13 protein-coding genes are annotated in these 14,604 nt (G+C 68.0%); 5 read left to right on the top strand and 8 right to left on the bottom strand.

Annotated elements, in window-relative coordinates:
- Positions 1–89: 89 nt before the first annotated feature.
- Positions 90–647 carry a DUF3035 domain-containing protein gene (locus tag IP78_RS05070; protein WP_054110620.1) on the bottom strand — a complete coding sequence of 186 codons (558 nt, stop codon included), beginning with the start codon at positions 645–647 and terminating at the stop codon, positions 90–92.
- 58 nt (positions 648–705) lie between these two features.
- Entirely contained in the window at positions 706–1,233 is a 528-nt protein-coding gene (lspA, locus tag IP78_RS05065; protein ID WP_054110619.1) for a signal peptidase II, read from the bottom strand.
- A gap of 93 nt (positions 1,234–1,326) precedes the next feature.
- Here lspA and xth point away from each other — a divergent pair, with 93 nt between their 5' ends.
- The 3 genes from xth (at position 1,327) to IP78_RS05050 (ending at position 3,662) form a co-directional block, all read left to right on the top strand.
- Complete coding sequence (gene xth / locus IP78_RS05060; protein ID WP_054110618.1) at positions 1,327–2,121, top strand: exodeoxyribonuclease III; 795 nt, start codon at positions 1,327–1,329, stop codon at positions 2,119–2,121.
- Between the two features lie 15 nt (positions 2,122–2,136).
- A complete protein-coding gene (locus IP78_RS05055) occupies positions 2,137–2,649 on the top strand; it encodes a hypothetical protein (protein ID WP_054110617.1) in 513 nt (170 codons plus the stop codon).
- A 107-nt stretch (positions 2,650–2,756) separates the two neighbouring features.
- Positions 2,757–3,662: a hypothetical protein gene (locus IP78_RS05050; protein ID WP_054110616.1), complete on the top strand. Its 906-nt coding sequence runs from the start codon at positions 2,757–2,759 to the stop codon at positions 3,660–3,662.
- 242 nt (positions 3,663–3,904) lie between these two features.
- On the opposite strand, the gene IP78_RS05045 is transcribed toward IP78_RS05050, so the two are convergent.
- From IP78_RS05045 to IP78_RS05035, 3 genes are all read right to left on the bottom strand, one after another.
- Positions 3,905–4,732, bottom strand: coding sequence for an outer membrane protein (locus IP78_RS05045; RefSeq protein ID WP_054110615.1), 828 nt, complete (start codon positions 4,730–4,732; stop codon positions 3,905–3,907).
- Positions 4,733–4,822: 90 nt separating this feature from the next.
- Positions 4,823–6,274, bottom strand: coding sequence for a hypothetical protein (locus IP78_RS05040; RefSeq protein WP_054110614.1), 1,452 nt, complete (start codon positions 6,272–6,274; stop codon positions 4,823–4,825).
- A 15-nt stretch (positions 6,275–6,289) separates the two neighbouring features.
- Entirely contained in the window at positions 6,290–7,768 is a 1,479-nt protein-coding gene (locus IP78_RS05035; protein WP_054110613.1) for a tetratricopeptide repeat protein, read from the bottom strand.
- 256 nt (positions 7,769–8,024) lie between these two features.
- Here IP78_RS05035 and IP78_RS05030 point away from each other — a divergent pair, with 256 nt between their 5' ends.
- Positions 8,025–8,519 carry a GAF domain-containing protein gene (locus IP78_RS05030; RefSeq protein WP_054110623.1) on the top strand — a complete coding sequence of 165 codons (495 nt, stop codon included), beginning with the start codon at positions 8,025–8,027 and terminating at the stop codon, positions 8,517–8,519.
- Between the two features lie 3 nt (positions 8,520–8,522).
- Here the strand turns inward: IP78_RS05030 and IP78_RS05025 are convergent, their stop codons facing one another.
- Positions 8,523–9,290: an enoyl-CoA hydratase gene (locus IP78_RS05025; protein ID WP_054110612.1), complete on the bottom strand. Its 768-nt coding sequence runs from the start codon at positions 9,288–9,290 to the stop codon at positions 8,523–8,525.
- Positions 9,287–10,390, bottom strand: a complete 1,104-nt coding sequence (locus IP78_RS05020; protein WP_082384854.1) for an MBL fold metallo-hydrolase — start codon at positions 10,388–10,390, stop codon at positions 9,287–9,289. The genes IP78_RS05025 and IP78_RS05020 overlap by 4 nt, the downstream gene beginning before the upstream one ends.
- Before the next feature lie 145 nt (positions 10,391–10,535).
- Here IP78_RS05020 and IP78_RS05015 point away from each other — a divergent pair, with 145 nt between their 5' ends.
- Positions 10,536–11,495, top strand: a complete 960-nt coding sequence (locus tag IP78_RS05015; protein ID WP_054110611.1) for a hypothetical protein — start codon at positions 10,536–10,538, stop codon at positions 11,493–11,495.
- Positions 11,496–11,557: 62 nt separating this feature from the next.
- Here the strand turns inward: IP78_RS05015 and ileS are convergent, their stop codons facing one another.
- Positions 11,558–14,557, bottom strand: coding sequence for an isoleucine--tRNA ligase (ileS, locus tag IP78_RS05010; RefSeq protein WP_054110610.1), 3,000 nt, complete (start codon positions 14,555–14,557; stop codon positions 11,558–11,560).
- Positions 14,558–14,604 lie beyond the last annotated feature (47 nt).

Raw genomic sequence — 14,604 nt, 5'->3', positions numbered from 1 at the left:
AGGCCCCAGACACCGAACGCGCGTCGGGCCCCCTCCGCCACGGCGCAAGCGCGCCGTGCCACCTCCCCCGACGGGGCAGGATTGAAACCCTACAGCCCCGGCAGCTTGAACCCGCCGCTGCGGCGCGGCTGGATGGTGATCGACCGCTCGCCGCCGGTCAGGGCGCGCAGACGCTCGGCCTCGGTCGCGGCGTCGATGGTCACCGCGCCTTCGGCCGTCTGCGTCTGGGTCGGCGCCTGGGTGGAGGCGTCGTCGCGGCGCCAGAACAGGATGCGGTCGGCGAAGCTTTGTTCCTTGTGCGCCAGATCGCCGAACTCGTCGTCGATGACATAGCGGGCCAGCGGGTCTGCGCGGTCTGCCCCGGCGGCGGTCACCAGGGCCGTCTCGCCCGGCGACCGGGTGATCGCCTGGCGCTGACCCAGCAGGATCTGGCGCGCCGCGCTTTCGGGGGTCAGCTCCTGGGGACGCGGTTGACCCGGTGTCGGCGGACGCAGGCCGTATTCCGGCGGAACGGTCAGGGGCGCGGTCGAGACGGTCACGAACTCGTCGGGCACAACCTTGGTCAGGCCGATGGACTGGCGCAGACCTCCGCAGGCGGTCAGGGCCAGGGCGGAAGCGGCGACAAGAGAAACGGTCAGCAGACGCATGGTCGGTTTGGGCTCCGGCGTGGACGACGCAGGGTGAAGGCTCAGCAAGAGCCGGTGATTACGCCTTTTCGGGGGCCGCGCCAACGGCAGGTTTCCGCTCGGAGATCACGCTGTCGAGAATGAGCAGGGCGACCCCCACGGTGATGGCGCTGTCGGCCACGTTGAAGACCCAGGGGAACAGACCCGTCGCGGAGAAGTCGATGAAGTCGACGACGTAGCCGAAGCGAACCCGGTCGATGACGTTTCCAATAGCACCGCCGATGACCAGTCCGATGGCGGTGACCAGCAGCCGACGCTCGGCCTTCATCGCCCACCATGCGAGGGCACCGGCGACGACAATGGAGAAGGCGCTGAGAAACCACCTCGCCTCGCCGCCGCCGAACAGGCCGAAGCTGACGCCGGTGTTTCGCACCATCGTAAAGGAGAGGACGCCGGGAATGATCTCGGCAAACAGGTAGCCCGGCGGGATCATGTTGGCGTCTGGCACGTCGACCGAGCCCAGGATCATGGCCTTGGTGATCTGGTCCATGATCACGACGACGAGGGCGAAGCCGTAGGCCGCCCATGCGATGCGGGGAATGCTCATGGGCGGGGGGTTAGCAGGCCGCCAGCCGGGCCGCCAGCCTCCGGACGCGACGGCTTCTTGCCCCTGTGCCCGACGCTGCTTACCGTCCGGCCGATGCGCATCGCCACCTGGAACGTCAACTCGGTCAACGCCCGCCTGCCGACCGTGCTTGCGTGGCTGGAGGCGGCCCAGCCCGACGTCGTCTGCTTCCAGGAGATCAAGACGACCGACGAGAAGTTCCCTCGAGAGCCGTTCGAGAGTCTGGGCTATAATGTCGAGGTCCATGGGCAAAAGTCGTATAACGGCGTGGCGCTGCTCTCGAAGCGGCCGATGTCGGACGTCCGGCGCGGACTGCCGGGCTCGGACGAGATGGGCGAGGGCGTCGAGGACCAGGCCCGCTATATCGAGGCGGTGATCGAGGGGCCTCGGCCGGTGCGGGTCGGCGGGCTGTATCTTCCGAACGGCAATCCGATCGGGACCGAGAAGTTTGACTACAAGATGCGTTGGATGGCGCGGCTGAACGCCCACGCGCGCGATCTGCTGGCCCAGGAAGAGGCCTTCACCTTGTGCGGCGACTACAACGTCATCCCGACGCCGGAAGACGCGAAGAACCCCCAGGCCTGGGTGAACGACGCCCTGTTCCAGCCCGAGAGCCGGGCGGCGTTCCGGGCGCTGAAAGGGCTGGGGCTGTATGAGGCGGGCGAGCTGGGGAACCAGCCACCGGGGACCTATACCTTCTGGGATTATCAGGCTGGGGCCTGGCAGAGGGACCACGGCATCCGCATCGATTTCCATTTGCTGTCGCCGCAGGCGGCGGACCGGTTCGTGGGCGTGGAGACCCACCGCGATGCGCGCGACATGGACAAGCCGTCGGACCATGTGCCGGTGGTGGTCGAGCTGGCCGACTGATGGGCGCGGCCGGGAATGGATGAAGCCCTTCGCCTCATCCTGCTGGTGGCGCTGGCCGCTGCGGCCCTGACCACGGCGGCCCTGACCCTGAACTGGTGGATGGAGCCCGAGCGGCGGTTGCGACGGGCCTTGCTGAAGTCGCTGGGACGGGTGCCGGAGGTTGAGGCCATGGCCCCGTCTGAGGGCAAGGCGGCGGGACTGGATTTCGACACGGGCCAGATCGCCACCCTGTGGGATCGCGGCGCACATGGACTGGTCTATGCCTTCGACGAGATCGAGGGCGGCGAGATCATCGTCGACGGCCACGTCGTAGCCCGCATCCGACGGGGCGAGCCCAGGAAGGCGCTGGACGTCATGGCCCCGGACGCGGCGCAGGTGACGCTGCGCCTTCTCTTCGCCGACGCCCGCTGGCCGGAGTTCGAGCTGGCGTTGTGGAACGCGATGGCACCGGCGCAGGCGGGATCGCCGTCGGAGGCGCTGAGGCTCGGGCGGCGCTGGCTGAGCCATCTGGAGGCGCTGCTGAAATAGGACACGGCGTTCTCCCTCCCCCTCAGGGGGAGGGAGAGGGTTGGCGCATGGTTCCTGACGGACTAAACGTCCGCCACTCCTCTCCTGCTTGCCCCAAGGACCCGCCCGTGGCCCGCCTGTTCGACGCCTATATCATCGCCGACTGGACCGCCGCCGAGGGCAAGAAGCTGGGCGAGAACTCGGTCTGGATCGGCGTGGCCAAGCGCGACGTGCGCTTCCGCCTCTACACCGAGACCCACAACGTGGCGACGCGCGCCGAGGGCGAGGCGCTGATCCGCACCCTGCTGGCCGACCACGCCAAGCGGGGCGACCGGGTGCTGCTGGGGTTCGATTTCTCGTTCGGCTATCCGGTTGGGACGGCGGCGCGACTGGGACTGAAGGACACGCCGGCCTGGTCGGCCGTGTGGAAGTTCGTGGCGTCCAACGTCGTCGACAAGCCCGACAATACCAACAACCGCTATCAGGTCGCGGCCAAGATGAACCGGCTGATGACCGACGACGCCTGGCCGATGTGGGGCGCGCCGGCCAAGCAGACGCAGCGCTGGCTGACCGCGACCAAGCCGCCGCAGGGGACGGGAGACATCCCCGAGTTCCGGGCGACCGAACGGGCGGTGAAGAAGGGCAAGCTGCAGCCCAAGTCGAACTGGCAGATGCACGGCGCGGGCGCGGTGGGCGGTCAGACCCTGGTCGGCATTCCGATGGTGCGGCGTCTGATGGAGCACCTGGGGCCGTCGGCGGCGGTGTGGCCCTTCGGAACCGGCTGGCGCGCGCTGGACACGGCCGACGTCGAGCCGCTGTCGGTTGTGGTCGCCGAGGTCTGGCCCTCGATGTGGCCGACCACCGTGGCCGAGGGCGAGTTCAAGGACCAGTCCCAGGTCCGCACCACCGCTGAAGCCTTCGCCCTGATGGACGAGCGAGGCGAACTGTCCAAGGCGTTCGCCCCTCCGAAGGGAACGGACGACGCGCTGGTCGCGCAGGTCCAGGACGAAGAGGGCTGGATTCTGGGTGTCTAGGGTGGCTGGCCAATCGTGTCAGCCGTGAGCCGGACGCTGACAAGGTCGATCCAGGAGGAGGCGGCTTCGGGGGCATGAACCCGGACCCACTGACCGAAGCGGACATTCGTCTCACCATCCTGACGTCAGCCCGGCGTGCCTTGCCGTTCGCGGTGCCCTCGAGCCTGCGTATCCGTCGAAACTTGAAACGAGGCCCGGCCTGCGCAAGCAGGCCGGGCCAGTTCTTGCTCCGGGAAGAGAAGTCAGAAGCGGATTGAACCCGTCACACGGAAGCCGTGGAGCTGGATCGTGTCGCTGGAGCGGATCTGGTCGGTGCCAGCCGGGTTGACCAGCAGGAAGGGGTTGGTGGCCGGGGCCGTGCCGGGGCCGGTGCGCACCACCAGCGGATCGTTCCGCTCCAGGTCCGAATAGACGTATTCCAGGCCGACCGAGATGCTGTCGGTCAGGCGGCGCTCGATGCCGGCACCGACCTGGAAGCCGTCGGCGTCGCCGCTGCTGCGGACCGGGGTGAAGCTGTTGGCACCGTTGGAGGTCGAATAGCTGTCCTCGACCTGGGCGAGCGCGTAGCCCGCCGTCACGTAGGGCAGATAGGCACCCATCGCATAGCCCAGGCGCACGCGCGCGGCGGCGAGGCCCTGGACCTCGCGCTGGAAGGCGTAGTTGGCAGGCGTGGTCGAAAACGCCGAGACGCTGTCTTCGGCATTGGTCAGGCTGAGGTCGCCGACGACGCCGAAGACCCAGTTGCCCATCTGCCAGTCGTAGCCGGCGCGCAGGCCCACTTCGCCCGCAGCCTCATCATCGTCGGTGCAGCCGGCGGCGGCGTTGTTGGCGTTCGGCGAGCCGTCGCAGAAGCCGGGCGAGAAGGCGTCGGCACCCGCCGTGGTGCGGACCGTGTCGTTGAAGCTGCCGTCCAGGTTGGTGTCGAACAGGATGCGTTCGTTCTCTTCCTGGTCTTGAACCTGGGCACCGGCGAATCCGCCGAAGTAGGCACCGCTCCAGTCCTGGGCGGCGACGGGGGTGGCGGCGATGGCGGCCGTGAGCGCGCCGAGCGCGACGAGAGTTCGGATCATGATGTCTACCCTACCAGCGGCCCGGGAGGCGGGCCTGACAGGGCAGATACGCATCATCCCGGGTCTGGACGCATCGACGGTTGCGGATGCCTACCGGTCGCGCCAGCGGCGATCGCCCTGATAGCGGTCGTCCTGGATGTAGCGGCCCGAGCTGTCGTACCAGCCATAGCCCTGCTGGAAGCGGCCGTAGTTGTCGGGCGTGTAGAAATAGTCGTCGTAGGGGTCGCCGTAGGCACCGTCCATCTCGTCCCACCAGTCGCGGGGATAGGGCGAGTATTCGCACGTCCAGCCCTGGTCGGGACGCTGGGTCCACTGGGGTTCATAGCGATCGCGGTAGCGGGGACGGTAGGACGGACGGCATAGCGGCCCGTCGGTCCAGACGCGGTTGCCCGAGGCGTCGATGTTGGCGCGGTACTCGCGATAGAAGACGTCGAGCACGCCGACGAAGCTGTTGTTTCTGACGACGGCTCGGCCCGACACGGCGGCGAGGCCGATGGTGCGGGCGCGCACGCGGCTTTCGAGCAGGGTCAGTTCGCCGTTGTAGAGGACCAGCCCCTTGTCCGATCGGCAGATGCGCGAGCCCTCTATGGAGACCGATGCCCCCTCGACCGCCACGCCTTCGGAATAGCCGCAGATACGGCTGTTGGTGACCTCGACTCGGCCGTAGTCGCGGCGCGAGCGGACGAGCAGGCCGATGGCGCGCGGGCCGAAATTGTTCGGGGTCTCGACGCCCGACAGGGTGACGGAATCGATCCGCGAGGGTTCCCCCGACCCCGGCGTGATGTCGATGCCGGACTGGGCGCCAGTGACCACCGTCTCCCAGGCGTTCAGGGTCGCGCCGTCCATGACGATGGCGGGGGCGACGGTCTGGGCGTCGATGACGACGTCGCGCAGATCAACCCTGCCGCCGTCGGCGTAGATGGCGGCCTCGTCGCCGACGTGGCGGAAGCCGACGCGGCTCATGACGATGTCGGAGCCGTAGCCGACCACGCAGGCGGCCTCTCCGGCGTTGGGCGAGGCCAGAACGATGTCGCGCAGTTCCAGCCGCACGCCTTGCGCCACCGTGATGCAGGGCACGCCGTCGGGGGCCTGGAGCGTGGCGGTCGGGTTCTGGGTCCAGCGGCGCGGGTCAAAGCCGCCCTCGCCGATGATGGTCATGGGCTTGTCGATGTTCAGCCAGCCGACGCAGGGGCCGCTGCGTGCGCGGATGACCAGGGTGCCGCCTGGACGGACCCGATGCACCGCTGCCTCGACCGCGCCGGTGCCGGGATTGCCGCCGCAGTCCACCAGCACGATCTCCTCGCCGCCCGGCGCATAGGGTGGGCGGTAATCGGGCCGGTAGTCCGGCCGGTGCGAGCCATAGGTCCAGCGGCGATGCTGGCGCGGGCGGCTCTGACGGGTGGGCGGATCGAGCAGCAGGCCGAAATTCGGGCGGGTCTGGCTTTCGACGCGGGCGGCGGTCTGGGCCTCGGCCTCGGGCGCCGCGACGAGAAGGCCCGCGACAAGAGCGAGGGCGGAGGCGGCGAGTGCGAAGGTCTTCATTGGATCGGCCCTTCCTTAGCGGCGCTGCGAACGGGAAACCTGGGCGAGGACCGCCTGCAGGCGAGACGCCGAGGGGCCGAAGCCCGCAAGAGCCGAATCGATGCGGAGCGCGACCGCCTGAGCCTTGTCCTGATCCGCCACGCCCGCGACGCCGAGCGCGAAGTAGGTCGACATGGCGAACTTGGCCTCCGGGCTGCCCTGCCGGTCGGCCTGGGAATACCAGTGGAAGGCACGGGCGTAGTCAGCCGGCACCCCGATGCCTTCGGAATACATGACCGCCAGCACCAGCTGTGCCTCCGAGCTGCCGTTCATCGCTGCCAGCTGGATGGCGCGAACCATCTCGATGGAGCTGAGGCGAGATTCCATCGCGTGGCCCAGCATGGCTTCCAGGGTCTGGATCTGGCGGGCCGAGAGGTCGTTGGGGCGTTCCGCCACCGTCTCTGTCACGCCGAGGTAGCGCAAGGCGCGGCCGACGTGGACGAAGGGCAGCTCGGTCATGCGGCCCAGGGCATATTCGTAGGCGTCGCCGCGGGGGCGGCTTTCGTCCGAGAAGGGCACGCCCGAGGCCGGGGCCTCGTTCGGATAGAACTCGTAGGGCGGCACCCACTGGCGGGCCTTGGCCTCGACGAAGGCGCCATAGCGGGAGCGGGCGGGCGTGGAGCGCTCAAAGTCCCTGAGCAGGACATAGGCCCCGACGTCGCCTGTCTGAACCGCCAGATAGTTGTAGAGGTAAGCGTCGACGTCGTTCCGGGGGAACAGGTTGATGGCCGAATAGAAGCCCCTCCGACGGGGGTCGGTCTGACGGCCGCCGGGTCCGCCCTGGGCCTCTCGCGCCTCGCGGTTGTCGGACGGTTCGCCGAACGGGCCATAGAGCTCGTCGTGCAGCCGGGCGAGCGTGCGGAAGCCGTCTGCGTCCTGGGTCGACAGGACGTAGATCATGCGGTTGCGGACCTCAGCCTGCTCCTCCATCGTCATGCGCGAGAGCTGGGCGTCGAGGCGCCGATAGGCGACGTGACGTTCCCAGGCCCGGCAGTCGTCGTAGCGCGACACCGGCCGCCAGCCGCCGAAGCCACCGCGGTCAACCCGGTTGATCGGGGCGAAGCCCTCGTCGTTGGCCAGAGCCAGACCGGTCCAGACCGCGCTCTCGATCGGGTCCTCGATGTTCTTGTCGGTGGCGCGAATGGCCGCGTAACGGCTGCCGAGCTCCAGCTGGGCGAAGAAGTCGCCGCGGAAGGCCGCACGGCGCAGCTGTCGCAGCCCCGCCTCCTGAGCGTTGAACTCAGCCCCCGTGATCGATGGTGGGCGGGGACAGGCGTTGGCGTTAGCGTTGGCGGCGGCGGCGTCGCCGCGCCGCAGGAAGGAGAAGTTCTGATCGCTGCAGCTTGCGATCGAGCCTGCGATCATGGCGATGACGGCGATCGCGCCCACGGCGGCAGCCGGTCTGCGCCAGCGGCGTTGTGGACGCTGGTCCGTCTTGCCCTCGCCATCGCGCATGCTTGCACCCCAAGTTGGCCTTGGCCTCGCCCCGGCGTTAACCATTTCCCAAACCCGCGTCGGGGTCCAGTGAACTTACAAAAATGGTTAACGCGGTTCGCCGACAAAGCGTTGCCGCACCGTGGCGCGAATGGGGCGCGCTCACGCTTCATCCACAGAAAACAGCGATTTACGCCTGCTACGCGAGCGGCAAGCTCGCTTTCGGGTGCGGCTGCTCCTATTTGCCGCGTCCGATTTCGCCCGAGCCGTGATCTTCATGTCCTACGTCGCCCGCACCGACCGTCCCGCCGACAAGGCCGCCCGCTATGCCGAAGTCGAGGCAGAGGTTCTGGCTGTACTGGAGGGCGAGACCGACCGTGTGGCGAGGATGGCGACGGTGTCGTCGATCCTGGCCGACGCCTTTGAGGACTACTTCTGGACCGGCTTCTATGTCGTGGATCCGACGAAGGCGCGTGAGCTGGTCGTGGGTCCGTATCAAGGCACGCTGGGCTGCCTGCGAATCGCCTTCGGGCGAGGGGTGTGCGGGACGGCGGCAGAGACTGGCGTCACCCAGATCGTCGAGGACGTCCACGCCTTCCCGGGTCACATCGCCTGCGATGGGCGGTCTGAGAGCGAGATCGTGGTGCCCGTGTTCGATGGCGACGGCCGGCTGATCGCCGTCTTCGACGTCGACGCGACGCGGAAGGCGGCGTTCGACAGGGTCGACGCAGAGGCCCTGGAACGGCTGATGGGGAAGGTGTTCGCCGCCTGAGCCTCAGCCAAACACCGGCGCGCGTTTCTGGGTGAAGGCCATGAAGGCCTCCATCGCCTCCGGGCTCGACATCTGGGAGCCGAAGGCCTCGCCTTCCTCCTGCATCAGAGCCCACAGGCGCTCGGCGTCACGCATCAGGCGCTTGGTCTTCTTGATGGAGTTGGGCGCGCGACCGGCGACCTTGGCGGCCAGTTCGGCGGCCGTGGCATCGACCTGATCGGACGGAACCGCGCGGTTGGCCAGGCCCCAGGCGTGGGCCGTGCGGCCGTCGATGGGCTCTCCCAGCGCGAAGATCTCGAAGGCGCGTTGATGGCCCACGACCATGGGCAGCAGGAGCGATGACGCGGCTTCGGGCGCAAGCGCCAGGTTCACGAAAGGCGCGGACAGAAGGGCGTCGTCGGCCACCACCACCATGTCGCAATGGAGCAGCAGCGTCAGGCCGATGCCGACGGCCCGGCCGCGCACCGCGGCGACGGCGGGCTTGTCCAGATGGGCGAGCGCCTTGAGGAAATGGAACACCGGCGCGTCAATCACCTGGCCGCCGCCGGACTGGCCGATGGCGATGAAGTCGGCGATATCGTTGCCCGCCGAGAAGCTGTCGCCCTCGGCCCGGAACAGCAGGACCCGCACGGCATCGTCGGTCCGCGCCCGGTTCGTGGCCTCAGCGAGCGCCGCGTACATCGCCTGGGTGATGGCGTTCTTCTTCTCGGGCCGGTTCAGGGTGACGGTCAGGACGCCGTTGTTCAGCTCGGTCAGGACGGGCTCGCTCATGCCCCGGTCTCCTTTTGTGTGAGGGTCCACCAGTCGACGCCCAGGGCGTCGGGGGTTCGTTGGGCGCGGCCGCGCCGCTCCAGATAGTGCAGGTGAGCGATGGCCTCGCCGGTCGCCATGCCGAACAGGCCGTCGCCGACGGGTCGTGCGAACAGGGCGGGGAAGACATCGACCGCCCGGCTGGGGGTGCGCAGCGTCCGCTCCAGCCGCTTCAGCGCCACCTCGTGCCCGCGTCGCAACGCCTGGACGCGCGGCAGGACGCCCATGAAGGGCTCGCCGTGGCCGGGCAGGCAGAAGGTCCCGGCCGGCAGGGTCTGTTCCAGCTTGTCCAGAGAGGCCATCCAGTCATCCAGAGGATCGGCCATCGGCTCGGTCGGCCAGACCGAGACGTTGGACGAAATCTTCGGCAGCAGCTGATCGCCGGAGATCAGGACGTTGTCGGACTTCCTCCACAGGCAGGCGTGCTCGGGGCTGTGGCCGTCGCCGATCAGGATGCTCCAGTCGTGGCCGGCGATCGACAGGACGTCGCCTTCGCTGAGGCGCATGTAGCTGGGCGGCATCGGTGCGACGCCCTTGGCGAACAGGCCGTAGGAGGCTCGCCATTTCTCGATCCGCGCGTCCTCCCAGCCGGCGGCGTGGAAGAAGCGCGCGCCGCTTTCCGGGGCCGGGCCGGTGTCGGCGATCAGCATGCGGGCGGTGACATACTCCAGCCGCGTCATCAGGAAGGGCGCGTCGAACCGCTCGGCCAGCCAGCCCGCCAGGCCGATGTGGTCCGGGTGCATGTGGGTGGCGATCACGCGGGTGACTGGCCGTCCGCCCAGAGGCCCGGCCAGGGCCGCCTCCCACGCCTGGATCGTGTCGGGGGTGCGCAGGCCCGTATCGATGATGGTCCAGCCTTCGCCGTCGTCGATGGCGTAGACGTTGACGTGGTTCAGCGCCATCGGCAGCGGCATGCGCAGCCACAGCACGCCGGGCGCGGCCTCGATCGCCTGACCGGGCTCGGGGCTGGCACCCAGGGGATAGGTCAGGCCGCGGGCTGAGACTGGCTCGGACGGAATGTCCAGCGTCTGGTCGTCGAGAATGATGCCGCCGTCCGCCAAGTCCGTCTCCAATCGCAACGGGCTGACCCTAGCGGGCGTTCATGGGCGCGTCCAGTTTCCGCCGCGTCACGGTCTTGACCTCGACCCGAGCGGGCTCCAAGGCTGCGCGCAAAGACCAGAGCGTCAAGGAGCCTGTTGAGTGTCGATGACCCGTACCTTTTTTGCAGCCGGACTGGCCCTGATCCTGGCATCCGGCGCGACCTTCGCCTCGGCCCAGGACCTGGGTGTCGGCACCAACCCGGCCGATCAGCAGCAGAACCAGATGCAGGACGCGGTTCAGGACCAAAATGACCGCAGTCAGGAACAGACTGGCCGCAACCGCCGCAATCGCAACAGCGCCCCCCCACCGCCGACGCCGGAAGAGCTGGCCCAGCGGGCCCAGGTGATCGCGACGGCTGCGAATGTCAGCTGTCAGGTGACCCAGGCCAATCTGCTGGGCCAGACCGATGCCGGTGAGCTCAGCTATGAGGCGACCTGCGCCGCGGGACCGGGCTACATCCTCATCAACTCGACCCCGCCGCAGGCCGTCGATTGCGTGCTTCTGGCCGGTCAGGCCGACATCGAACGCGCGCGCGACCCCGCCGCCGACGTCGGCACCCAGTGCGCGATCCCGCAGAACACGGACGTCGTTCGGGTCGTCAGCGTCTATGCGACCGAGGCGGGCTTCCGCTGCACGGTCAACGAGGCCGCCTCGATCGGCAAGTCGCGCGACGACAACCTGATCTATGAAGTCGGCTGCGACGGCGTCGACGGGGCCTGGCTGGAGCGCCTGCCGACCGGGTGGAAGGTCACCGAGTGCGCCCAGATCATCACCCAGAACGGGACCTGCCGCTTCTCGACCGCCGCCGAACAGGCCGCGACGCTGAAGGCGCGCTTCGCGTCCAACGCTGAAGCCGCCGCCTGTGACGTCACGCAGGGCCGCTACATGGGCGCCAACGCCAATGGCAGCTTCTTCGAGGCCAAGTGCGCGGCGGGCAATGGTGTGATCGTGCGCTTCAACCCCGCGTTCGAGGTGCAGCAGGTCTATCCGTGCGAGACCGCCCAGCGCATCGGCGGCGGCTGCACCATGACTGTGGTCCCGGCCCCGGAAGCGGCGGCTCAGTAAGTCTGGGCGACCCAAAGAAGAAAGGGCCCGCGGTCCTCCGCGGGCCCTTTTTGTATCCGCGATCAGGCTTGTTGGGCGTCCCACCACCGAACGGCGTCAGCGTCGCGCGCAGACAGGTCCGGGTAGTCAGGGTCCGACCCCACATCCGGCACCCGCCGCCAGGAGCGGGCGCATTTCGGATAGAGTGACGGCGCGATGACCGCCTTGGCATAGAACAACTGCGAGAGTCCGAAGGCGTCTGACGGTGCGCGCTCATCGGTCACACTTGCTACGCTCGTAATAAGCACGTCGGCAAGTTGATCTGTAAGTCCGAGAACCTCGAAGTCCTCTAAGGGATCGAAACCGTGTTCCGCCTGAGCAAAGGAGCGATCTAGGTAGATTGTCACGGCCGCGTCTAAGCTCGAACCGATCAGCCTTTCACGCCGTGCTTGTTCAAGCGCACCCAGCACGACATCACGGACTTCGTTTATACGAGCCCACCTTACAGCAAGCTGAGCGTTCTCCCAATCCGCCGGTGTCTCGGGGATCACCCGGGCGCAGTTCGTGCCCGCGTCCGGATAGCGCGTCGTCCACGCCTCCTCCATGGTGAAGGGCGTCAGCGGCGCGAGCCACGCGGTCAGCCTCAGGAAGACCTCCTGCATCACCGTCCGCGCCGCGCGCCGCCGGATCGCGTCGGGCCGGTCGCAGTACAGGCTGTCCTTGCGGATATCGAAGTACAGCGCCGACAGATCGCCCGCGCAGAACTCCAGCACCGGGCGCACCACGTCCTGGAAGCGATAGGTCTCGTAGGCCGCGCGCACGTCACGATCCAGCTCCCACAGCCGGTGCAGGATGAACCGCTCCAGCGGCGGCATCTGGTCGTATCCGACCCGCTCCGCCTCGTCGAAGTCCGACAGTGCGCCCAGCAGATAACGCACGGTGTTGCGCAGCTTGCGATAGGCGTCGACCGTGGTCTGCAGGATCTGCTTTCCGATCCTCTGGTCCTCGGCATAGTCCACCAGCGCCACCCACAGGCGCAGGATGTCGGCCCCGCTCTCCTTGATGACCACGGCGGGATCGACGGTGTTGCCCTTGGACTTGGACATCTTCTCGCCGTTCTCGTCCTGGGTGAACCCGTGGGTCAGGACGGCCTTGTAGGGGGCGCGGCCCCGCGTGCCGGACCCCTCCAGCAGGTTCGACTGGAACCAGCCGCGATGCTGGTCCGAGCCTTCCAGATACAGGTCCGCCGGCCAGTGGCTCGGACGGTTGCCGACATAGCCCTTGGCCGGATCGCGTGGCTCCAGCGCGAACGCATGGGTGCAGCCCGAGTCGAACCAGACATCCAGGATGTCCTCGACCTTCTCGTAGCGCGCCGGATCATGCGCGCCCAGGAACTCGGCGTCCGGCGTCTCGAACCAGGCGTCGGCCCCGCCCTTTTCGATGGCGGCGACGATGCGGGCGTCGACCTCCGGATCATGCAGCGGCTGGCCGGTGTGCCTGTCCACGAACATGGCCAGCGGGGTGCCCCAGGCCCTCTGCCGGCTGACCAGCCAGTCGGGCCGGCCCTCGACCATCGAGCGGATGCGGTTCTTGCCCGCCGCCGGATGGAAGGCCGTCTGGTCGATTGACGTCAGCGCCACCTCGCGCAGGGTCTCGCCTGTGCCGTGGTCCAGCGCCTGGTCCATGCGGATGAACCACTGCGGCGTATTCCTGAAGATCACCGGCGCCCGCGAGCGCCAGCTCATCGGATAGGAATGCTCCAGCCGCCCCCGGGCCAGCAGCGTCCCGGCCTCGATCAGCTTCTCGGTGACGGCGGTGTTGGCCGGGCCGAACTTGCCCAGTTTCTTGCCCTCGGTCTCCAGGATCTTGAGCCCGGCGAACAGCGGCACGCCCGGATAATAGGCCCCGTCCGGATCGACCGTATCGGGCACCTCGTGATGGCCGTGGGCGCGCCAGACCTCATAGTCGTCCGCGCCATGCCCCGGCGCAGTGTGGACGAAGCCCGTACCGGCGTCGTCGGTGACGTGGTCTCCGTCCAGCAGCGGCACGTTGAACCGGTAGCCGTCGTCCAGCTCGGCCAGCGGATGGGCGCAGACCAGACCCGCCGGATCGATGTCGTCGACGCGGGTGAAAGTCGCGACCTTTGCCGCCTTCATCACCTCCTCGGCCAGCTTGTCGGCCAGGATCAGCCGGTCGCCCGCCTTGGCCCAGGGCTGGAACTCCAGCCCCTGCTCGATCGACTGCACCTCGTACAGGCCATAGGCGATCTCGGGCCCGAAGCTGATCGCCCGGTTGGCCGGAATGGTCCAGGGCGTGGTCGTCCAGATCACCACGCTGGGCGTCTGATGGCGGAAGGCCAGCAGGTCATCGGGATGGTCGTCGGTCGCCGCGATGACCGGGAACTTGACCCAAATCGTCGGCGAGACGTGGTCGTGGTATTCGATCTCTGCGTCGGCCAGCGCCGTCCGCTCGACCGGCGACCACATCACCGGCTTCGATCCACGATACAGCTGGCCCGAGTTCTTAAACTTGTGGAACTCCTTCACGATCGCGGCTTCGGTGCCGAAGTCCATCGTGGCGTAGCGGTTGGCGAAGTCGCCGGTGATGCCCAGCCGCTTGAACTGCTCGGCCTGCACCCCGATCCAGCCCGCCGCATACTCCCGGCAGGCCTTCCTGAACTCCGCCTTGGAGACCTCGTCCTTCCTCCGCCCCTTGGCCCGGAACTGCTCCTCGATCTTCCACTCGATCGGCAGGCCGTGGCAGTCCCAGCCCGGCACATAGTCGACGTCATAGCCGAGCAGGAACCGCGACCGGACCACGAAGTCCTTCAGCGTCTTGTTCAGCGCATGGCCGATGTGGATGTCGCCGTTGGCATAGGGCGGGCCGTCATGCAGCACATAGAGCGGCGCGTTCTGCTTCTGGCGCTCGGCGCGAAGGCGGCCGTACAGATCGCCCCACTGCTCGATGATCAGCGGTTCCTTCTGCGGCAGGCCGCCCCGCATGGGGAACGGCGTCTCGGGCAGGAAGACTGTCTCGCGATAGTCGCGGCCTGCGGATGCGGAATCGGTCGGGGCGTCGGACATGGTCTGTCTCGGATAAGTCGATGGGCGTTTGGCGTGGGATCGGACCC

It is taken from the genome of Brevundimonas sp. AAP58 (assembly GCF_001295975.1).
Lineage (GTDB): Bacteria > Pseudomonadota > Alphaproteobacteria > Caulobacterales > Caulobacteraceae > Brevundimonas.
This window is presented reverse-complemented; position numbering and strand designations above follow the sequence as displayed.